Source organism: Nonomuraea sp. NPDC003727, from assembly GCF_053586935.1.
The window spans coordinates 136487-157970 of sequence record NZ_JBSFNE010000017.1 but is presented as its reverse complement, the minus strand read 5'-3'; the positions used below and the strand labels follow the sequence as shown (position 1 = coordinate 157970).

Sequence of the window (21484 nt, the reverse complement as noted above, 5' to 3'; positions counted from 1 at the left end):
GCACCGCCCGGTCCATCCGCTCGATCGCCGAGCGGGTGCTCTCCTCCATCTCCTGGAGCGTGGCGCCGACGTGCGGGCCGCCGCCGCCCGCGTCGCCGCGGGCAGGTGGTCAGCGGAGGGTGCCGTTGGTCATGCCGGCCGGCTCCTCGGGCAGCGCGATCAGGCCGAGCTCCGCCGGCGAGGCCATCAGCGGGTGGTGCGGGACGACCCGCACCGTGTACCCGAAGGCGCCCGTGCTCTCGAGCGGCACCTTCCCCGCGTAGTGCGCCTTGCCGTCGTCGTTCGTGCCCTCCAGCGCCATCGTCAGGTAGCCGGGGTTCAGCAGCTCGTCGTGCGGGCCGACCTTGCCGTACGCCGTCTGGACCAGCACGTCGGACGGCTCGAGCTCGCCGAGCGCGACGGTGGCCCGCAGGTCGAGGGCGGCGCCGACCTCGGGCGTGTCGCCGACACCCGACGCCTCCACGTGCTCCACCCTGACGCCGGGCCACGCCTTGGCGGCGCGCAGCCGCCAGGCGGCGAACGCCTTGGCGGGCGCGTAGACGTCGGCCGACAGCGCGCGGGCGCCGGCGGCGGCGGGCGTGTAGAGATCCACGACGTAGTCGCGGAGCATCCGCCCGGCCAGCACCTTGGGCCCGAGCGAGGCCAGCGTGTGGCGCACCATCTCCAGCCACCTGCGGGGCAGGCCGTCGGGGGCGCGGTCGTAGAAGCGGTCGGAGACCTCGTGCTCGATCAGGTCGTAGAGCGCGGCGGCCTCCAGCTCGTCGCGCCGGTCGGGGTCGGCGACGCCGTCGGCGGTGGGGATGGCCCAGCCGTTGGTGCCGTCGTACCACTCGTCCCACCAGCCGTCGCGGATGGACAGGTTGAGCCCGCCGTTCAGCGCCGACTTCATGCCCGAGGTGCCCGAGGCCTCCAGCGGCCGCAGCGGGTTGTTCAGCCAGACGTCGCAGCCCTGCACGAGCAGCTGGCCCAGGGCCATGTCGTAGTCGGGCAGGAAGACGATGCGGTGCCGCACGTCCTCCTCGTCGGCGAACCGCACGATCTGCTGGATGAGCTTCTTGCCGCCCTCGTCGGCCGGGTGCGCCTTGCCCGCGATGACGATCTGCACCGGCTTGTCGGGGTCGAGCAGCAGCTCCCTCAACCGCGCCGGGTCGCGCAGCATGAGCGTGAGCCGCTTGTAGGAGGGCACGCGGCGGGCGAACCCGATGGTCAGCACGTTGGGGTCGAGCGCGTCGTCGACCCAGGTCAGCTCGGCGTCGGAGGCACCCCGGTCGCGCCAGGAGCGGCGCAGCCGTACCCTCGCCGCCTCGACCAGGCGCTCGCGCAGCAGGCCGCGGATCTCCCAGATGTCGGCGTCGGGGATCTTGTGGACGCCCTCCCAGCCCTGCCCCTTGTCGATCAGGGACGGCAGCTCGCGACCGGCCAGCTCCATGATCTCGCGACCGACCCACGTGGGCGCGTGGACACCGTTCGTGATCGACCCGATCGGGACCTCGTGCAGGTCGAAGCCCGGCCAGAGCTCCTTGAACATCTCCCGGCTGACCTCGCCGTGCAGCTCGGAGACCCCGTTGACGCGCTGGGCCAGGCGCATGCCCATGATCGCCATGTTGAAGCGGCCCGGCTCGCGCTCGGCGCCCAGCGCGAGGATGCGCTCGACGGGCACGGTCGGCCAGGCGTTGTCGCCGCCGAACTGCCTTTCGATCATGTCGGCGGGGAAGCGGTCGATGCCGGCGGGGACGGGCGTGTGGGTGGTGAACACCGTGCCCGCGCGCACGGCCTCCAGCGCCTCGTCGAAGCTCAGCCGCGACTCGGTCAGCTCGCGGATGCGCTCCAGGCCGAGGAATCCGGCGTGGCCCTCGTTGGTGTGGAAGACCTCGGGCTCGGGGTGACCGGTGATCCCGCAGTAGGCGCGGATCGCCCTGACGCCGCCGATGCCGAGCAGCAGCTCCTGCATGAGCCGGTGGTCGGTGCCGCCGCCGTAGAGGCGGTCGGTGACGTCGCGCGCGGCCGCGTCGTTGTCGGCCACGTCGGAGTCGAGCAGCAGCAGCGGCACCCTGCCGACCTGCGCCACCCACACCTGCGCGTGCAGGGCGCGGTGGCCGGGCAGCCCGATCCGAATGTGGACGGCGGTGCCCTCCTCGTCCTTCAGCAGGGTGAGCGGCAGGCCGCCGGGATCGAGGCTGGGATAGTGCTCCAGCTGCCAGCCCTCGGGCGACAGCGACTGGGTGAAGTAACCGTGGCGGTAGAGCAACCCCACCGCCAGGATCGGCACGCCCAGGTCGCTGGCCGCCTTCAGGTGGTCTCCCGCCAGGATGCCGAGGCCGCCCGAGTACTGCGGCAGGGCCGCGGCGATGCCGTACTCCGGCGAGAAGTAGGCGATCGCCTCGGCCGCGTCGGGCAGCGTCTGGTACCAGCGCGGCGCGGTCATGTACTCGCGCAGGTCGTCGGCTGCGTCGGCGAGGCGACGCAGGAAGCGGCGGTCACCCGCCAGCTGGCGCAACCTGGCCGGGTCGACGGCGCCCAGCAGTGCGACGGGGTCGTGCCCAACGCGTTCCCAGACGGCCGGATCGACCTCGGAGAACAGGTCGGTGGTCTCTGGATGCCACGACCACCTGAGGTTGTGCACGAGCTCGCCGAGGGCGGCCAACTCCGTGGGAAGGACGGTGCGGACGGTGAACCTGCGGATAGCTCTCACGATTCCGACCCTAGGTGGTGAGTGGTGGTGGACAAGCAGCAGTCCCGTAGATCGATCACTTCCCTCTGACAACCCTTCCGTGAAGATGCATTAATGGGGACACTTGGGGCACTCCCCACTTTGAACCCGAAACACCGTCCGGGATGGCGTCCTCAGCTTCACGCGTGAAGGTGCGAGGATCGTCATTGCGACAGTCGGCCACTCGACCATGAGAACAGGACGCGATGATCGGTCGAATCCCTATCACGGACATTTTCCCAGCCGTCGACTGCGGGCAGTGGCCCGCGAAGGCGGTTGCTGGTGAGACCTTTGAGATCGCCGCGACCGTGTTCCGCGAGGGACACGACGCGGTGGCCGCCGGGGTGGTGCTCACCTCGCCCGACGGGAGGCGTGGCCACCTGAAACATATGCGAGAGGTGGCCAAGGGCACCGACAGGTGGTCCGTGAGCGTGTCGCTGCCCGACGAGGGTGACTGGCTGTTCAGGGTCGAGGCCTGGGGCGATCCGATCGGCACGTGGCTGCACGACGCGGAGATCAAGATCCCGCGCGGCATGGACGTCGACCTGATGTGCGAGGAGGGCGCGCGCCTGTTCGAGCGCGCCGCCCGTGCCGTACGGCCGGCCGACTGCCCGGCCCCGCACGCCGGCAACGGGACCACGCGCAACGGCAACGGCACGCTGAGGACCGGCGCCGGCACGACCGCCGCGCAGAAGCCGGGCGCGTTGAGAACGAACATGTTGAAGACGGACATGGTCACGACCGGCGCGCTGCGGGCGGGCACGGAGCTGAAGCCGGCCGAGGTCTGCGGGCACCGGGCGGCGCTGCTGGCCGTGGCGGCGAAGCTGCGCGACGAGACGCTCGATCCCCGCGCCCGCCTGTCGATCGCCCAGTTGCCCGAGACGACCGCGATGCTGGAGGCGCATCCGCTGCGCGACCTGCTGACCAGGAGCAAGCCGCAGAAGATCAGGGTGGACCGGCGCAGGGCGCTGTTCGGCTCGTGGTACGAGTTCTTCCCCAGGTCGGAGGGGGCGATCGTCGAGGAGGGCGGCGTCTCCAAGTCGGGGAACTTCCAGACCGCCGCCAAGCGGCTGCCCGCCATCGCCCGCATGGGCTTCGACGTGGTCTACCTGCCGCCGATCCATCCGATCGGCTCGACCTTCCGCAAGGGCCGCAACAACACGCTCACGCCGGGGCACGACGACCCGGGCTCGCCGTGGGCGATCGGCTCGGAGGACGGCGGGCACGACGCCGTCCATCCCGACCTGGGCACGATCGACGACTTCGACGACTTCGTCGGCAGGACCCGTGAGCTGGGCATGGAGGTGGCGCTCGACTTCGCGTTGCAGTGCTCGCCCGACCATCCGTGGGTCAAGGAGCACCCCGAGTGGTTCACGATCCGCGCCGACGGGTCGATCGCGTACGCGGAGAACCCGCCCAAGAAGTACCAGGACATCTACCCGCTCAACTTCGACAAGGACCCGGAGGGGATCTACGCCGAGGTCAAGCGGGTGGTCAGGCACTGGATGGACCACGGGGTGCGGATCTTCAGGGTCGACAACCCGCACACCAAGCCGGTGAGCTTCTGGGAGCGGCTGCTGGCCGACATCAGGACGACCGACCCCGACGTGGTCTTCCTGGCCGAGGCGTTCACCCGCCCCGCGATGCTGCAGACACTCGCCAAGATCGGATACCACCAGTCGTACACGTACTTCACCTGGAAGAACTCGAAGTACGACGTGGAAACCTACTTTTCGGAACTGTCGCACGAAACATCGCATTTCCTGAGGCCGAACCTCTTCGTCAACACGCCCGACATCCTGCACGAGTACCTGCAGCACGGCGGCCTGCCCGCCTTCAAGATCCGGGCCGTCCTGGCCGCGCTCGTCTCCCCCACGTGGGGCGTCTATTCCGGCTACGAACTCACCGAAAACCGCCCAGTACGGCCAGGCAGCGAGGAATACCTCGATAGCGAGAAATATCAGTACAAGCCGCGAGACTGGGCCGCGGCCGAGCGCGAGGGCCGCACGCTTGCCCCCTTCATCACACATCTGAATTTGTTCCGAAGGGCGCACCCGGCCGTCCAGGAATTGCGTAATCTGAGGTTCCACAGGATCGACCACCCGGACATGGTCTGCTTCTCCAAGCGGCTGCCCGGCGCCTACGACACGGCCACACGACGGCACGGACTCGGCGACGTGGTCCTGGCGGTTGTGAACCTGGACCCGCACAATACTCATGAGGCGACGGTCGATCTCGACCTCCCCGCTCTCGGTCTCGACTGGAACTCCGAGTTCGTCGTGGACGACGAGATGTCGGGCGAGTCGTACCGGTGGCGGCAGAACAACTACGTGCGCCTCGACCCTCATATTCATCCGGCGCACGTTTTCACCGTGCGAGCGGCTCATCGGTAACAGCGATCGGGGAGTCCAATTTGTCCGACACCGTGAACTCCGCTGCCATCCCGAACACCTTCGACGAGGAAGAGCCCCGCGATCCGCAGTGGTACAAGCGGGCGGTCTTCTACGAGGTGCTCATCAGGGGCTTCGCCGACTCCAACGGCGACGGCACAGGCGACATCAAGGGGCTCACCAGCAGGCTCGACTACCTGCAGTGGCTGGGTGTCGACTGCCTCTGGCTGCTGCCGCTGTACGAGTCGCCGCTGCGCGACGGCGGCTATGACATCGCCGACTTCATGAAGATCCTCCCTGACTTCGGTGATCTCGGCGACTTCGTCAAGCTGGTCGACGAGGCGCACAAGCGGGGCATGCGGGTGATCGCCGACCTGGTGATGAACCACACCAGCGACGCCCACCCGTGGTTCCAGGCGTCACGGCACGACCCCGAGGGCCCGTTCGGCGACTTCTACGTCTGGTCCGACACCGACGAGAAGTACCGGGACGCCCGGATCATCTTCATCGACACCGAGACCTCGAACTGGACCTACGACCCGGTCCGCGGGCAGTACTACTGGCACCGCTTCTTCCACCACCAGCCCGACCTCAACTACGAGAACCCGGCGGTGCAGGAGGCCATGCTGGAGGTGCTGAGGTTCTGGCTCGACCTGGGCATCGACGGATTCCGCATGGACGCCATCCCCTACCTGTTCGAGGAGGACGGCACCAACTGCGAGAACCTGCCCAGGACCCACGCCTACCTCAAGCGGATCAGGACCGAGGTCGACCGGCTCTACCCGGACCGCGTGCTGCTGGCCGAGGCCAACCAGTGGCCGTCCGACGTGGTCGAGTACTTCGGCGACCCGGTCAACGGCGGCGACGAGTGCCACATGGCCTTCCACTTCCCGCTCATGCCGCGCATCTTCATGGCCGTGCGCAGGGAGTCCCGTTACCCGATCTCGGAGATCATGGCCCAGACGCCCAAGATCCCCGAGAACTGCCAGTGGGGCATCTTCCTGCGCAACCACGACGAGCTCACGCTCGAGATGGTCACCGACGAAGAGCGCGACTACATGTACTCCGAGTACGCCAAGGATCCGCGCATGCGGGCCAACGTCGGCATCCGCCGCCGCCTGGCGCCGCTGCTGGAGAACGACCGCAACCAGATCGAGCTGTTCACCGCGCTGCTGCTGTCGCTGCCCGGCTCGCCGGTGCTCTACTACGGCGACGAGATCGGCATGGGCGACAACATCTGGCTCGGCGACCGCGACGGCGTCCGTACCCCGATGCAATGGACGCCCGACCGCAACGCGGGCTTCTCCGACTGCGACCCCGGGCGGCTCTACCTGCCGGTCATCATGGACCCGATCTACGGCTACCAGGCGATCAACGTCGAGGCGCAGCAGAAGAACGCCGGCTCGCTGCTCCACTGGACCAAGCGCATGATCGAGATCCGCAAGCGGCATCCGGTCTTCGGCCTCGGCGAGTACATCGAACTCAACTCGTCGAACCCCAGCGTGCTGGCATTCGTGCGCGAGCTCGGCGATGATCGCATGCTATGCGTGAACAACCTCTCGCGGTTCCCCCAGCCCGTGGAGCTGGACCTGCGAAGGTTCGTCGGCGTATCGCCCGTGGAGACGATGGGTGGAGTTCCATTTCCGCCGATTGGCGAACTTCCGTATCTTTTGACGCTCCCTGGGCATGGGTTCTATTGGTTCACCCTTCCGCCCGCCGTACCCCAGGAGGAGTAAGTCGTGCTTGAGGACCTCCTTGCCCGCTGGATCACCCATCAACGCTGGTTCGCGGGCAAGGGGCGCCCTCTCGACGACCTCGGCATCGAGTCGCACACCGTCCTCGGCACCGAAGGCGAAGCCCAGCTGTGCCACCTGGTCCTGTCCGTACGGCAGGCCGACGCGCGCGACCGCTACCAGCTCCTGATCGGCATCCGCGCGGAGCTGCCCGACCGGCTCAAGCACGCCCTCGTCGGCATCACGCAGGACGGCGTCCACGTCTACGACGCCGCGCACGACCCCACCCTGGCCCGGCTGCTGCTGGAGGGCATGGCCGAGGGGCAGGACCACGGCCCCGTCAGGTTCCGCCACACGCACGGGGTGGAGATCGACACCACGCAGCGCAGCCTGGTCCTCGGGGCCGAGCAGTCCAACACCTCGCTGGTGTACGGCGACGCCTACATCTGCAAGCTGTTCCGCCGCCTCATCCCGGGCGTCAACCCGGAGCTCGAGGTCGTCACCGCGCTGGCCGAGCGCGGCTCGCCGCACATCGCCAAGCCGTACGGGTGGATCGAGACCGACCTCGACGGCGTGCCGACCACGCTGGCCTTCATGCAGGAGTTCCTGTCCACCAGCAACGACGGCTGGGACCTGGCGCTGGCCAGCGTCCGCGACTTCTACGGCCAGCTGGAGGACGTGTCCGCGGCCGAGGCGGGCGGCGACTTCGCCGCCGAGTCGCACCGGCTCGGCGCGGCGACGGCCGAGATCCACCGCCGGCTGGCGGCCGCCTTCCCCACCGACGTCGTCGAGCCGCACGAGGTCAAGCGGATGGTGGAGGGCTTCCGCCGCCGCCTGGCCAGGGCGATCGCCGAGGTGCCCGAGCTGGCCGAGCACGCCGACGTCGTCGAGCGCGCCTTCCACGAGGTGGAGGAGCTGACCGGAGAGGTGCGCGTGCAGCGCGTCCACGGCGACTACCACCTGGGCCAGGTCATGCGGACACCCGTCGGCTGGTTCGTCCTCGACTTCGAGGGCGAGCCGGGACAGCCGCTGGAGGAGCGCAGGGCGCTCGCCTCCCCGCTGCGGGACGTGGCCGGGATGCTGCGCTCCTTCGACTACGCCGCGGGCCATCTGCTGACCGACCACCCCGAAGGCGAGACGCTGCGCCCGAAGGCGGACGAGTGGGCCACCCACAACAGGACGGCCTTCCTCGAGGGGTACGCCGACGTGGGCGCCGAGGACGCGGCGCTGCTGCGGGCGCTGGAGTACGACAAGGCGGTCTACGAGGTCATGTACGAGGCCCGCCACCGCCCCACCTGGCTGCCCATCCCACTGGCCGCCTTCCGCTGAGGCGTTCCCGGCGTTTCCCCCTCCGAAGCCCACCCGGAGCATTACTCTTCGCATGCCTAAATAAGCGAAGAGTAAGGGGGGCGGATGCGACGAGGTCTTGTGTTCGCGGCCGCTGGGCTGGGCACGGCGCTCCTGAGCGGAACGCTCCTGATCGCCACCAGCGGGGAAGGGCCGGAGGCGGCGCAGGCCGTCCAGGAGTCTCCCGCGCCGGGGGATCCCCTGACGCCCGAGGAGATCGCCCGAGCCGGCGAGATCGCCACGGCCGGCACCCACCTGAAGGCGGACCAGGCCGAGCTGCTCTACGTCGAGCGCGACGACGACAAGGACGCCGAGCAGGCGCGGCGCGCCGAGGCCTACATCTACGACTACGGCAACGACACGCTGACCGTCAGGACCGTCGACCTCGGCCAGAGCAGGGTGGTCGAGGAGACCACGGGCAGAGGGGTGCAGCCGCCGCCGTCCAGGCGGGAGGAACTGCGCGCCGCCGAGCTGCTGCTGGCCGACCCGGCGCTGGGGCAGGGAGTGCGCCAGTCGTTCAGGAAGGCCGCGGGGCGGGAGCTCGCCTCGCCGTCCGACCTGGCCCTGCGCGGGCTGATCTACTCGCCGGAGCGGGGACCGTGCCGGACGCACCGGTGCCTGCGGCTGTTCGTCCGGCTGCCCAACGGCACCTTCCTCGACACCAGCCGCATCGTCCTCGACCTGTCCGCCAAGCAGGTTCACACCCTGGAGTGGTGAGTTGATCCTCCGTCTCATGCTCGCCGGCCTGCTCGCCGTGCCCCTGGCGTCGCCCGCGCCGCCCCCGTCCGCACCGGCGGCGGCCGACGCGGCCGACGCGTGCGGCTCGCCGTACCTGGTCGACAGGACGCTGCCGAACGGCGCGCGCTGGCGGCTGTGCTGGGAGATGCGCACGATCGAGGGCCTGACCGTCACGAGGGTGCGCTACATGCCCAAGGACAGCCGGTCGATCAGCGTGCTGCGCAGCGGGGCGCTGGCGCAGATCCACGTCCCCTACGACAGCGGCGAGCCGCGCTACCACGACATCGGCTCGCTCGGCTCGGCCGCGGTGACGCTGACGGCGGCCGACTGTCCCGGCGGCGAGCTGGCCAAGAGCAAGGTGTGCGTGACGACGCGCCCGCGCGGCCACGCCTACCTCAAGGACGGCTGGGGCGACGAGAGCCAGCGCAGGACGGCGCAGGGCCACGAACTGGTGGTGCTGGCCGCCTACCAGGTCGGCTGGTACACCTACGTCTCCGAGTGGGTGTTCGGCGACGACGGCTCGATCACGCCGCGGATCGGCGCCACGGGCTCGCTGGCGGGCACCACGACCGCGCCGAAGCACGGCTGGCCGCTCGGGGTCGGGCGCAAGCACTTCGAGGAGTCCCACAGCCACAACGTCTTCTGGCGGATGGACTTCGACATCGAGGGCAGGGCCCGCGACGTCGTCGAGCAGTACGACTTCGCCGGCAACCGCACCAAGAAGCGGTCGCTGGTGAAGACGGTGTTCAACCGGGAGACCAGGGCGCTCAACAGCAGGATGCGCTGGTGGCGGGTGGTGGACCCGGGGGTGCGCAACACCGACCGGCACCCGGTCTCGTGGGAGATCAACAACTCCGACAGCGCGGAGTACCGCGGCCCCGCCGACGAGGCGTTCACGCACGCGGACGTGTACGTGACGCAGTACCGGGCCTGCGAGCGGCTCGCGACCGAGAACGTCGCGCCCAGGTGCGGCAGGTCGGTCGACCGGTACGCCGACGACGAGCGGGTGACCGATCCGGTGGTGTGGGTGAACGTGGGCTTCCACCACGTCGCCAGGGACGAGGACGCCGACCCGATGCCGATCCACTGGCAGGGGTTCCGCGTGACGCCCCGCGACGTCACCGCCACCAACCCGTACTGACACCGCGGTAAGGGCATGGTCCCTCGCCTGACGGCCCCGAGCCGGTGGGTGAGGGACCATGCCCTTACGGTCATGACCGGACCCGAAATGACGGCTATGGGTGTGGCGGCGGGTTGATCGGGGCAGTGGCGGTTACCATGGCCACGGTGGCGATCACCGGCGCTCGCACGGGCTGCGGGCGGCGGCGGACAGGTCGCGCACGTTTCTGGCGGCGACCGCCGCGGTTAATCCGATTTTTCTGAAATGCCCGTCTCCAGAATTCGCATGGTGACAGCGGTCAAGGGCATGGGTTGGAAGGTCGCTGTAGGGCAGGGTAAGGAACATGCCGATGAGGACAGAGCTCGACCGCCTCGCAGGTGGGGCGCATCACGACCCGCATTCGATTCTCGGAGCGCACCTGGGTCCTGACGGGGTCACGTTCAGGGCGTTGCGACCGCTGGCCGAACAGGTCGAGGTGGTCTTCGACGACGAGGCGCGACCGATGAGGCATGTCGCTCACGGGGTGTTCGAGGCCACGGTCGGCGGACTGGACAAGATCCCCGACTACGTCCTGCGGGTGCGCTACAGCGGCGGCGAGCCGTACGACATGCGCGACCCGTACCGGCACTGGCCCACCCTCGGCGAGGTGGACCTGCACCTGATCGGCGAGGGCAGGCACGAGCGGCTGTGGGAGTCCCTCGGCGCGCGGACGATGCGCCATGAGGACGTCGACGGCACCGCGTTCGCCGTCTGGGCGCCGAACGCGCGCGGCATCAGGGTGGTCGGCGACTTCAACCACTGGGACGGCGTCGCCCACCCCATGCGCTCGCTGGGCCGGTCCGGAGTCTGGGAGCTGTTCGTGCCCGACATCGGCGTGGGCGAACGCTACAAGTTCCAGATCCTCGGCGCCGACGGGCTCTGGCGTGACAAGGCCGACCCGATGGCGCGCAGGACGGAGGTGCCGCCGCAGACGGCGTCGGTGGTCGACCACTCCGACTACCGGTGGGCCGACGACGCGTGGATGGCCGAGCGCCAGACCAAGGTGCCGCAGCGGCTGCCGATGAGCACCTACGAGGTGCACCTCGGCTCGTGGCGGCCGGGGCTCGGCTACACCGAGCTGGCGACGCAGCTGGCCGACTACGTGGAGGAGATGGGCTTCACGCACGTGGAGTTCCTGCCGGTGGCCGAGCACCCGTTCGGCGGCTCGTGGGGCTACCAGGTGACCTCCTACTACGCGCCGACCGCCCGCTTCGGCACCCCGGACGAGTTCCGTCACCTGGTCGACGCCCTGCACCAGCGCGGCATCGGGGTGGTGCTCGACTGGGTGCCCGCGCACTTCCCGATGGACGACTGGGCGCTGGCCCGCTTCGACGGCACGCCGCTCTACGAGCACGCCGACCCGGCCCGCGGCGAGCACCCCGACTGGGGCACCTACGTCTTCGACTTCGGCCGCAACGAGGTGCGCAACTTCCTCGTCGCCAACGCGCTCTACTGGCTGAAGGAGTTCCACATCGACGGGCTGCGGGTGGACGCGGTCGCCTCGATGCTCTACCTCGACTACTCCCGGCGCGAGGGCGAGTGGACGCCGAACATCTACGGCGGTCGCGAGAACCTCGACGCGGTGGAGTTCCTCAAGGAGATGAACTCCGTCTGCTACCGGGAGGCACCGGGCATCTCGACGATCGCCGAGGAGTCGACGGCCTGGCCGGGCGTCTCGCGTCCCGTGCATCTGGGCGGCCTCGGGTTCGGCTTCAAGTGGAACATGGGCTGGATGCACGACACGCTCGCCTACCTGCGCCACGAGCCGATCTTCCGCCAGTACCACCACCACCAGATGACCTTCTCGCTGATGTACGCCTACAGCGAGAACTTCGTCCTGCCGCTGTCGCACGACGAGGTCGTCCACGGCAAGGGCTCGCTGCTGGGCAAGATGCCGGGAGACGAGTGGCAGCGGTTCGCGCAGTTGCGGGCGCTGTTCGCGTTCATGTGGGCGCATCCGGGCAAGCAGCTGCTGTTCATGGGCGGCGAGTTCGGCCAGGGGTCGGAGTGGTCGGAGGAGCGCGGGCTCGACTGGTGGGTGCTCGACTTCGACGGGCATCGCGGGGTGCAGAAGCTGGTCCGCGACCTCAACGCCCTCTACCGGCAGACCCCTGCCCTGTGGGAGCAGGACACCACGCCCGACGGGTTCCGGTGGATCGACGCCGACGACGCGCCCGGCAACGTCTTCTCGTTCCTGCGGTTCGGGCTCGACGGGTCCGCGGTGGCGTGCGTGGTCAACTTCAGCGGGGCTCCGCACGAGGAGTTCAGGCTCGGCCTGCCGTACGGCGGGCAGTGGGAGGAGGCGCTCAACACCGACGCCTTCGACTACTGGGGCAGCGGCGTGGGCAACCTCGGGGCGGTGGAGGCGGCCGAGGAGTCGCACCACGGCCTGCCGTACGCGACGACGTTGCGCGTGCCGCCGCTGGGCGCGATCTGGCTGAGGCACACGCCGGGCGCCGGCTGAGCGTCCGCGGAGCCGCCCGGATCTCGGGCGGCTTCCGCATGAACGTTTGCTGAGAAACCACCGCATCCTCTGGGCTAAGCGGACAAAGCTCTCTACACTCCGAGATCATCACCCCCCTCGGAGGACGTGTGCGACTGCGACGCCTGATCGTGTGCTCGGTCTTGCTGGCATTACTGCCGGCCGCTCCCGCCCTCGCCGGTGAACCCCCCGCCACTCCTTCGCCGTCGCCGTCCGCCACGGCCGCCGGGGAGAAGCTCGAAGAGGGCCTGGCCGTCGCCGAGGGCAGCACCCGGGTCATCGTCGAGCTGACCGACCCGGGGCAGACCGCGCCGGTCGCCGCGCAGGCCGCGGCCGAGGACGCCCAGGTCGTGCTCCAGCCGGCCGCGCAGCCGTTCATCGTCGTCGAAGGCACCGCGGAGGAGCTGGCGGCGCTCGCCGAGGACCCGCGCGTCTCCTCCATCCACCGCGATCGCGCCTATCCGCCGACCGCCATCTCGAGTCTTCCCGTCATCGGCGCCGACAAGGTCCACGCCACCGGCGCGACGGGCGCGGGACAGGCCGTCGCCATCCTGGACACGGGCATCGACCGGGACCATCCGTTCTTCGGCAACCGGATCATCGCTGAGGCGTGCTTCTCCTCCACCGAGTACGACGGCGTCGAGTCGCTGTGCCCGAACGGCCAGAGCCAGATGATCGGTCCTGGCGCGGCCGACGCCGAGTACGCCAAGTGCCTGCTCGGCAGCGAGAACCTGTGCGAGCACGGCACCCACGTGGCGGGCATCGCGGCCGGTGGCGGCGGCGTCGCCCCCGGCGCGAGCATCGTGGCGGTCCAGGTGTTCAGCAGGGTCAACGACGAGGACGCGTGCGGCGCGGCGGCCTGCCTGATGGCCTTCGAGTCGTCGCTGCGCCTGGCCATGGACCACATCGCGTCGCTCGCTCCCGCCACCCCCATCGCGGCGCTGAACCTCAGTCTCGGCGGGCAGCTGTCCGACACCTCGTGCGACGGCACCGAGGAGGGGCAGGTCTTCAAGCCGAAGATCGACGACCTGCTGTCCAAGGGCGTGGCGACCGTCGTCGCGGCGGGCAACGAGTACTTCACCGGCACCTCCTTCCCCGCGTGCGTCTCGTCGGCCGTCGCGGTCGGGGCCAGCAACAACGGCGACCAGATCGCCGACTTCTCCAACTCCGGCTCGCTGCTCGACCTGTTCGCGCCCGGCGTGGAGATCGAGTCGTCGGTGCCCGACGACGTCATGGCCACCCACAGCGGCACCTCGATGGCCGCCCCGCACGTCGCGGGAGCGCTGGCCGTCATGAAGGCCGCCTTCCCCGACCAGGCGATCGGCGCGCTGGTCGACAAGCTGAAGGCGACCGGCAGGCCGTTCTCCTACCAGGTGAACGGAGCCGACGTCGTCACTCCGCGCCTGGATCTGGCGGCGGCCATGACCGGGGCCGCGCCGCAGCCCACCGCCACCCAGAGCGCGCCCGCTCCGGCGCCCTCGGTCAGCGGCCCGTCGCCCCGGCCCTCCGACGACGACCCGCAGTCCGGGGACCCCGGCGACGACGTCGACACGCCCGACCCGACCCCCGTCCCGCTGCCGACGATCACGGTGACGGTGACCGTCACCGTGACGCCTCCCGCCGCTCCCGCGGCCGTCTGCACCCGCGGTACGGCAGGCACCGCGATGACCGCCAAGCAGTGGGCCGTGGAGATCTACCGCGGCACCGGGCAGCTGTCCGACGAGACCCTCACCTGCTATCTGAAGCTGGCGCACAAGGCGAGCAAGGTCTTCCCCGAGCTGACCAAGGCCTCGTCGCTCGGCAAGGCGTACAAGGTGCTGAAGGCGTCGAAGGGCGCGCGCGCCACGCTCGACGGGGCGCTGCTGACGGCCTGGCTCAACTGGGCGCACGGCGCGACGTCTGCCCTGGAGAAGGTCAACGCGGCGGAGAAGGTCAGGCTCGGCTCGACCTCCGGCCCGGCGCTCAGGAAGGCCGCCACCTCACTCGGCGGGTGAGCCCGCACGGCACGCAGGCCGGTCCCGGTTCCGGGTCCGGCCTGCGTCTGCGTTACCCAAAAGACACGTCAGCTCTCTTCTGACAACAAAAGTCACATCTGTACACTCAAACCCCACAAATCGATCACCCCCCTCGGAGGCACAGTGAGACTGCGGTCTCTCCTGGCTGCTGCGGCCACCCTCGCCGCCGTTTCAGCCGGGCTCATCCAGGCCCCCGCGCACGCCACCGCGGACGATCCGATCAGGAAGATCGACCCCGCGGTCCGGATCAGCGGCACTCACCGGGCGATCGTCCAGGTGCAGAGCCCCGCGCAGGCCAAGTCCCTCGCCGCCACGGCCGAGGCGGTCGCCCCCGGCGTCGACAACGTGGCCCCGACCCCCGAGTCGCTCGCCGGCAGGCTCGACTTCTTCGTCTACGAGGGGACCGTCGAGGAATTCAAGAAGATCGCCGGCCAGGCCGACGTCGTCGCCATCCGCGAGGACCACCTCAACGCGCCGAACCTGGTCAGGAGCACGGCCATCATCGGCGCCGACAAGGCCCACGCGGCCGGTGTGACGGGCGCGGGCAAGGCGGTGGCCGTCCTCGACACCGGCATCGACGGCGACCACCCGTTCTTCGGCGGCCGCATCGCCGCCGAGGCCTGCTTCTCCGCCGAGAACGCCGCGGACATGGCCACCTCCCTGTGCCCGAGCGGCGCGCCGTTCCAGATCGGCGCGGGCGCGGCCAGCGCGACCACCGACGCGTGCATGAAGAACGTGCCGCCCTCCGACGCGCTCTTCGGCATCTGCGCGCACGGCTCCCACGTGGCCGGCATCGTCGCGGGCAAGGCGCACTCCTCGCAGCGCGAGCCCTCCGACGGCGTCGCCCCCGGCGCGACGATCGTGCCGGTGCAGGTGTTCAGCAGGTTCACCAACCCCGAGTACTGCGGCGGCGCCGACTCCACCCCGTGCGTCCTGGCCTACGACTCCTCCGTCCTCACCGGGATGGCCTACGTCAACCTGATCGCCAAGCAGTACGGCGTCGCCTCGGTGAACCTCAGCCTGGGCGGCGGCAAGTACGACACCGCCTGCGACACCGGTGACGGCGCCGACTTCAAGGCCAGGGCGGACGAGCTGCTCGCCCAGGGCGTCGCCACCGTCGTCGCCTCGGGCAACGAGGGGCACGAGGCGTCCGTCTCGTGGCCCGCCTGCGTCTCCAGCGTCGTGACCGTCGGCTCGACCGACGTGGAGTACCCGCAGGTCGGCACGCACACCGACGACGTCTCCGCCTTCAGCAACCGCGGCGAGATGCTCGACCTGTTCGCCCCCGGCTGGCCGATCTTCTCCTCCGTGCCCGACAACAGGTACGCGGGCTTCGGCGGCACCTCGATGGCCGCCCCGCACGTCGCGGGCGCCTTCGCGCTGATGAGGGAGAAGCTGCCCGACGCCTCGGTCGACGAGATCCTCGCCAAGCTCAAGGCGGCCGGCAAGCCGATCACCTACACCAGCGCGGGCAAGCAGGTCACCACGCCGCGTCTGGACGTCTGGAAGGCGGTGCCGCACGTCGAGTGCGCCGCCACCTACACCAACCGCGCCTCCTGGCCGGGCGGCTTCCAGGCCAACGTCACCGTCAAGAACACCGGCACCCTGCCCCTCAAGAGCTGGAAGGTCGCCTGGACCTTCCCCGACCAGCAGAAGGTGACCACCCTCTGGGAGGGCAGGTACACCCAGAGCGGGGCCGACGTCACCGTGACCAACGCGCGCTGGAACGGCACGCTGGCCGTGGACGCGTCCACCAGGTTCGGCTTCAACGGCAAGCTGCCGCGCGGCGGCGCGAACACCCCGCCCGCCACGCTGACCTGCACCGCCGCCTGACCGTCCCCTTCCCCGGCCACGCCCGCGCGCCTGCGGGCGTGGCCTTTTCACGCTCGCGGTCCCCAGGGCGCCGTCAGACGCGGACGGGGAGCTTCGGCGGCGTCGCCGTCGGGCGTGGACGCTCGGCTTCGGTGGTGTCGGCGTCGGGCGTGGACGCTCGGCTTCGGCGGACGTGGACGGGCGGCTTCGGTGGTGTCGGCGTCCGGGGGACGGGCGGCGTCCGACCTTCGGATCCGCTCATCAGACTTCGGTAGGCGGTGGATCATCCGATCGGATGGACCTGTGAGAGGGAGGGAGCGCGGGCGCTCGCAGGTCCGAGGTCGTCGCTTAGGGTGACATTTATGGACGCGACCAAGGTGATCGTTGACAGCGTTGATCGGTTCAGGCAGCGGCGCACCGCGCCCCTGGTCCTCGAACTGGACCTCACCGACGGGCTGACCGAGGGCCCACCCACCGATCCGCTCGCCGCGCTCCTCACCATGCGCAAGCCCCGCCTGGCCGACGTGCTGTCCGGCCTGAAGCGGGCCGGGCAGGACTCCCGCGTCAAGGCGCTCATCGTCAAGATCGGCGGTGCCCCGCTCGGCCTGGGCATGGTCCAGGAGCTGCGCGAGGCCGTCGTGCGGTTCCGCGCGTCGGGCAGGCTGACCGTGGCCTTCGGCGAGACGTTCGGCGAGTTCGGCCAGGGCACCGTCCCCTACTACCTGGCCAGCGCGTTCGATCGCGTCTACCTGCAGCCCAGCGGCGACGTCGGTCTCACCGGCATCGCGCTCGAACAGCGTTTCCTCAAGGGCACCCTGGACAAGCTCGGCATCGGCTATGAGGTCGGCAAGCGCCACGAGTACAAGACCGCCGCCAACACCTTCACCGAAGACCACATGACCGACGCCCACAAGGAGTCGTACGGCAGGCTGGCCGAGTCGGTCGTCGAGCAGGTCGTCGCGGGCGTGGCCGAAGGGCGCAGGCTCGACCCCGACAAGGTGCGGGAGCTGATCGACAGGGGGCCGTTCATCGGCCCCGAGGCCGTGGAGGCGGGGCTGGTGGACCGGCTCGCCTACCGCGACGAGGTCTACGACGAGGTCAAGCAGGCCGCGGGCGCCGACGCCCACCTGCAGTACGTCGTCAAGTACGCGCGGGCTCTCACCGCCCGCAAGCTGCCCCACCCGACCGCCCCCAGCGTCGCGCTCGTCCACGGCCACGGCATGATCAGGCTCGGTCGCAGCGGGCGCAGCCCCCTCGGCGGCAGCGGCGCCATGGGCTCCGACACGATCAGCGCCGCGATCAGGGCGGCACGCAGGGACGACCACGTCAAGGCCGTGGTGTTCAGGGTCGACAGTCCCGGCGGCTCCTACGTGGCCTCAGACGCGGTGTGGCGCGAGATCGTCCTCACGCGCAGGGTCAAACCGGTCATCGTGTCGATGGGCGACCTGGCCGCGTCGGGCGGGTACTTCGTCTCGATGGCCGCCGACGTCATCGTCGCCCAGCCCGGCACGCTGACCGGGTCGATCGGCGTGTTCGGCGGCAAGGCCGTCCTCGGCGGGCTGCTGGAGAAGGCCGGCGTGACCACCGACGTGATCAGCGAGGGCGCGAAGGCCGCGATGTTCTCCTCCACCAGGCCGTTCTCGCCCGAGGAGTGGGACAGGGTCAACGCCTGGCTCGACCGCATCTACGACGACTTCGTGGGCAAGGTCGCCGAAGGCCGGCACCTGACCAGGGAGCGGGCGCACGAGCTGGCCCGCGGCCGGGTGTGGACGGGGGCCGACGCGCACGAGCACGGTCTCGTGGACGAGCTCGGCGGCCTCGAGGACGCCCTCGGCATCGCCCGCGAGCGTGCCGGGCTGGCGGCGGACGCGCCCGTGCGGACCTACCCCCGGCTGCACCCGCTGGAGCGGCTGCGCGGGCCGGAGTCCAGCGAGGACAAGTCGGCGGCGCTGGCCAGGATGCGGCTGGAGGCGTGGGGGCCGTTCGCCAGGCTCGCCGGCGAGCTGGGGCTTCCCGCGTACGGGCCGCTCCTGCTGCCAGGGGAGATCGTCATCAGGTAGCCGCGCCTGCAGCGGTGGCGGTCCCCCCGCGGGCCGCCACCCGCTTCGGCGTCCCAGGACCCGCGGTTCGGGCTACTCTCCGGTGGCGCCGTCGATGCGTTCGCGGAGCAGGTCGGCGTGGCCGTTGTGCCGGGCGTACTCCTCGATCATGTGGATGAGGATGTAGCGGTGCGAGTGGTGGTCACCCCGGCGGTCCCGCCTGGCGAGGGCGCCCAGCGGGGTGCCGGCCGAGACCTTGCGGCACTCCTCCACCTCGGCCCGCCACACGGCCAGCGCCTCGACGGCGGAGGCCGCGGCCACGTCGAACTCGGCGTCGTCGACGTCGCCCCAGTAGACGGTCGGCACGTCCGCGCCCTCGAGCACGTGGCGGAACCAGTAGCGCTCGACGTCGGTGAGGTGGCGCACCAGGCCGAGCAGCGACATCGCCGACGGCGGCACGGACCGCTCGCGCAACTGCGCCTCGCTCAGGTCCGCGCATTTGACGGCCAGGGTCTCGCGGTGCCAGTCGAGGAAGGCGACCAGCAGTTCCCGCTCGTCACCGGCCGCGGGGGGATCGATTCTGGGGTCGGTCATCCCGACATTCTGCTGCACCGTGTCACCCTGTTCCGGGCCGCGGCGTTTCGGGACACGGCCCCCTAGACCGGGCGGTAGCGGCCGCGCAGCCGTACGAGGGGAAGCGGGGTGGCGTCGACGTAGTCGACCGCGAGCACCCGCGCCACGAACAGGGTGTGGTCACCCGCGGGCACCACCCGCGACGTCTCCACCTCCAGCGCCGCCACCCCGCCCTCGACGACCAGCGCGTCGCTGTGCGGGCCGCGGTGGTGCGGGGTGCCCGCGACCAGGTGCCGGGCGCTCGGACGGCCGGCGGCGGCGAACCTGCTGGCGATGGCCGCCTGCCCCGCCGACAGCAGCGAGGCGGCCCAGCGGTCCTGCCGGAGGAGCACCTCGGTGAGGTAGCCGCGGCTGCCCAGGCTGGCGAGCACGAGCGGCGGGTCGGCGGAGACCGACATGAGGGCGGACACGGTGACGCCCACGTCGTCCCTGCCGTCTCGTACGGTCAGCACGGCTACCCCCGCCGCGAGTTGCGCCATCGCCTCGGTGAACTCACTCACCCGACCACTCTGGCACAGATGGATCACGGTGACGTTTGCCGTCAGGTCCCGCGAAACGGGCACGGGACCTGCTCGCCGGCCGGCGGCATGCTCGTGTGGTGTCCTGGAGCGCGTCCCGGCGGGCCGGCCGATCCGACCCAACCTTTCACCCGCTCGCCGGCGTCGGTAACGGGCGAGAGGAGTCACCTTGGACCGCAACGACAGCTTCCGCGAGTTCATGGCCGCCCACCAGCAGTCGCTGATGCGGACGGCCTACCTGCTCACGGGAGATGCCCACCTCGCCGAGGACCTGCTGCAGACCGTGCTGGTCAAGGTGCTCGGGCGCTGGCCCAGGCTGGCGCAGGTCGCCAGCCCTCAGGCGTACGCCCGCAAGGCGCTGGTCAACCAGTACATCTCCTGGCGCCGCCGGCTGGTCAGGACGGCCGAGCTGCCGAGCGCCGATCCGCCGGAGCGGCCTCACTCCAGCGAGGAGTCCACGATCGACCGGCTCGCCATGCGGCAGGCGCTCGCACGGCTGCCGCCCAGGCAACGGGCGGTGATCGTGCTGCGCTACTACGAGGACCTCACCGAGCACGAGACCGCGAAGCTGCTGAACTGCTCGATCGGCACGGTCAAGAGCCAGGCCCACCACGCGCTCGCCCGGTTACGGGCGCTCGCGCCTGAGTTGGCGCCGACGTTCGCCGGAATGGAAGACCTGAAGGGGGCACACCGATGACCTGGCTACGAGACGTGCTGGACGACCTGGCCGACGACGCGCCCGAGGTGGACCTGACCGAGCGGACGATCAGGATCAGGGAGCGGCGGCGGCGCAGGGCCGCCCCGATCGTCGCGACCGCCGCGGTCATCGCGATCGCGCTCGCCGCGACGGCCGCCGTACGACTGCTGCCGGCGGAACCGGACGCGGCAGGCGAGCCCGCGCGTGGGACGGTGACGGACCTGCCGGCACGCGGGGTGGAGCCGCTGAGCCACGCCTACAAGACGCTCTGCCGGCCGGAGGACGGCAAGGTGCCGCCCGGGTGCGTGGACGGCGGCTGGCGGGTGGTCACCAGGAGCGGCAGGACCTATCGGCTGGCGCAGGCCCTGCGCGATCCCGGACCCTTCGTCAGGACGAGCCCTCTGGCGATCAGCCGCGACGGCCGCAAGATCGCCTACTACGACTCCGCGTCCGGCACCTTCGCGGTACGCGACCTCGCCTCCGGAGCGGTGGCGACCGCCCCGACGAAGGTGCCCAGGGCATGGCTCGGCAGCCTCGCCCATCTGCTGCTGTCGGACGACGGCCGCTTCGTGGCCTTCACCAAGAGCCCGCCGCTGAAGGACCCCGCGATGCTGTTCGACATGCGCGAGCGCATGGTCCGGCCCTTGCCCAACGGCTGGAACCCCATCGGCCTGTCCCCTGACGGCGACACGATCACCCTGGCGGAGTACGCGCCCAGGACCCGGCTGCGGACCATCAGCCACCTGTGGGGGACGTCCACGGCGGGCAACGCGAAGACCGTCGACGTCGCGGGGCACTACCTGGTCGGCGGGCTCGGTCCCGACGGGGAGACCGTCGTCGCGGTGCAGAGCGTGACCGTCCCCGGCACCGACTGCCTGAGAAGCGGCGAGGATCTCGTGCACCTGGACCGGACGACCGGCAAGGTGCTCCGGAGAGTCCCCGTGCGGGGCCTGTCCATGACCGGCAACTTCGTCCACCTGCGCAGCTGGGCCGGCCCTCAGGAGATCATCGCCGTGGCGAGGCCCTTCGTCTGCGGGAACCGCGATGACGACGCCCCTGCCTCGGAACTCGACCCTCCGTTCGTTCCCTTCACGGCCTACGCGGTGAACGTCAGGACCGGCAAGGCCAGGAAGCTCGCCACCTACACCGCGCAGCACTTCTTCCATCTCGTGCTCCCCGGCTTCCCCGGGACCTTGTGACAGGGGGGAAGC

Annotated in this window: 14 protein-coding genes; 11 read left to right on the top strand and 3 right to left on the bottom strand. The window is 70.4% G+C overall.

Annotation, left to right across the window (positions count from 1 at the left end):
- Positions 1-109: 109 nt before the first annotated feature.
- Entirely contained in the window at positions 110-2692 is a 2583-nt protein-coding gene (gene glgP / locus ACWDLG_RS35470; protein WP_449928519.1) for an alpha-glucan family phosphorylase, read from the bottom strand.
- Positions 2693-2916: 224 nt separating this feature from the next.
- Here glgP and ACWDLG_RS35465 point away from each other — a divergent pair, with 224 nt between their 5' ends.
- The 9 genes from ACWDLG_RS35465 to sppA all read left to right on the top strand — a co-directional run bounded on the left by ACWDLG_RS35465 (position 2917) and on the right by sppA (position 18446).
- Positions 2917-5103, top strand: coding sequence for an alpha-1,4-glucan--maltose-1-phosphate maltosyltransferase (locus tag ACWDLG_RS35465; RefSeq protein WP_449928517.1), 2187 nt, complete (start codon positions 2917-2919; stop codon positions 5101-5103).
- Between the two features lie 20 nt (positions 5104-5123).
- Positions 5124-6836 (top strand): maltose alpha-D-glucosyltransferase, encoded by a 1713-nt coding sequence (gene treS, locus ACWDLG_RS35460; RefSeq protein WP_449928515.1) that lies wholly within the window; start codon positions 5124-5126, stop codon positions 6834-6836.
- Positions 6837-6839: 3 nt separating this feature from the next.
- Entirely contained in the window at positions 6840-8162 is a 1323-nt protein-coding gene (locus ACWDLG_RS35455; protein WP_449928513.1) for a maltokinase N-terminal cap-like domain-containing protein, read from the top strand.
- An 84-nt stretch (positions 8163-8246) separates the two neighbouring features.
- Positions 8247-8897 carry a hypothetical protein gene (locus ACWDLG_RS35450; protein WP_449928511.1) on the top strand — a complete coding sequence of 217 codons (651 nt, stop codon included), beginning with the start codon at positions 8247-8249 and terminating at the stop codon, positions 8895-8897.
- A gap of 1 nt (position 8898) precedes the next feature.
- Entirely contained in the window at positions 8899-10059 is a 1161-nt protein-coding gene (locus ACWDLG_RS35445) for a copper amine oxidase (RefSeq protein ID WP_449928509.1), read from the top strand.
- Positions 10060-10387: 328 nt separating this feature from the next.
- Positions 10388-12541 (top strand): 1,4-alpha-glucan branching protein GlgB, encoded by a 2154-nt coding sequence (glgB, locus tag ACWDLG_RS35440; RefSeq protein ID WP_449928507.1) that lies wholly within the window; start codon positions 10388-10390, stop codon positions 12539-12541.
- A 128-nt stretch (positions 12542-12669) separates the two neighbouring features.
- Positions 12670-14553 carry a S8 family peptidase gene (locus ACWDLG_RS35435; protein ID WP_449928505.1) on the top strand — a complete coding sequence of 628 codons (1884 nt, stop codon included), beginning with the start codon at positions 12670-12672 and terminating at the stop codon, positions 14551-14553.
- Between the two features lie 144 nt (positions 14554-14697).
- Positions 14698-16407, top strand: coding sequence for a S8 family peptidase (locus ACWDLG_RS35430; protein ID WP_449928503.1), 1710 nt, complete (start codon positions 14698-14700; stop codon positions 16405-16407).
- Positions 16408-16748: 341 nt separating this feature from the next.
- Positions 16749-18446, top strand: coding sequence for a signal peptide peptidase SppA (gene sppA, locus ACWDLG_RS35425; protein WP_449928501.1), 1698 nt, complete (start codon positions 16749-16751; stop codon positions 18444-18446).
- Between the two features lie 72 nt (positions 18447-18518).
- Here sppA and ACWDLG_RS35420 read toward each other — a convergent pair whose 3' ends face one another.
- Both ACWDLG_RS35420 and ACWDLG_RS35415 read right to left on the bottom strand, forming a co-directional pair.
- On the bottom strand, positions 18519-19019 hold the full coding sequence (locus ACWDLG_RS35420; RefSeq protein WP_449928499.1) for a DinB family protein: 501 nt from the start codon (positions 19017-19019) through the stop codon (positions 18519-18521).
- 62 nt (positions 19020-19081) lie between these two features.
- Positions 19082-19558, bottom strand: a complete 477-nt coding sequence (locus ACWDLG_RS35415; RefSeq protein WP_449928497.1) for a flavin reductase family protein — start codon at positions 19556-19558, stop codon at positions 19082-19084.
- Positions 19559-19745: 187 nt separating this feature from the next.
- Here ACWDLG_RS35415 and ACWDLG_RS35410 point away from each other — a divergent pair, with 187 nt between their 5' ends.
- Entirely contained in the window at positions 19746-20273 is a 528-nt protein-coding gene (locus ACWDLG_RS35410; protein WP_449928495.1) for a SigE family RNA polymerase sigma factor, read from the top strand.
- Entirely contained in the window at positions 20270-21472 is a 1203-nt protein-coding gene (locus ACWDLG_RS35405) for a hypothetical protein (protein WP_449928493.1), read from the top strand. The genes ACWDLG_RS35410 and ACWDLG_RS35405 overlap by 4 nt, the downstream gene beginning before the upstream one ends.
- Positions 21473-21484: the final 12 nt, after the last annotated feature.

What these genes read in the sequence shown, in the direction of transcription:
- ACWDLG_RS35465 (WP_449928517.1), top strand. Translation starts at nt 2,917, where the DNA reads ATGATCGGTCGAATCCCTATCACGGACATTTTCCCAGCCGTCGACTGC.
- ACWDLG_RS35450 (WP_449928511.1), top strand. Translation starts at nt 8,247, where the DNA reads ATGCGACGAGGTCTTGTGTTCGCGGCCGCTGGGCTGGGCACGGCGCTC.
- glgB (WP_449928507.1), top strand. Translation starts at nt 10,388, where the DNA reads ATGAGGACAGAGCTCGACCGCCTCGCAGGTGGGGCGCATCACGACCCG.
- sppA (WP_449928501.1), top strand. Translation starts at nt 16,749, where the DNA reads ATGGACGCGACCAAGGTGATCGTTGACAGCGTTGATCGGTTCAGGCAG.
- ACWDLG_RS35420 (WP_449928499.1), bottom strand. Translation starts at nt 19,019, where the DNA reads ATGACCGACCCCAGAATCGATCCCCCCGCGGCCGGTGACGAGCGGGAA.
- ACWDLG_RS35405 (WP_449928493.1), top strand. Translation starts at nt 20,270, where the DNA reads ATGACCTGGCTACGAGACGTGCTGGACGACCTGGCCGACGACGCGCCC.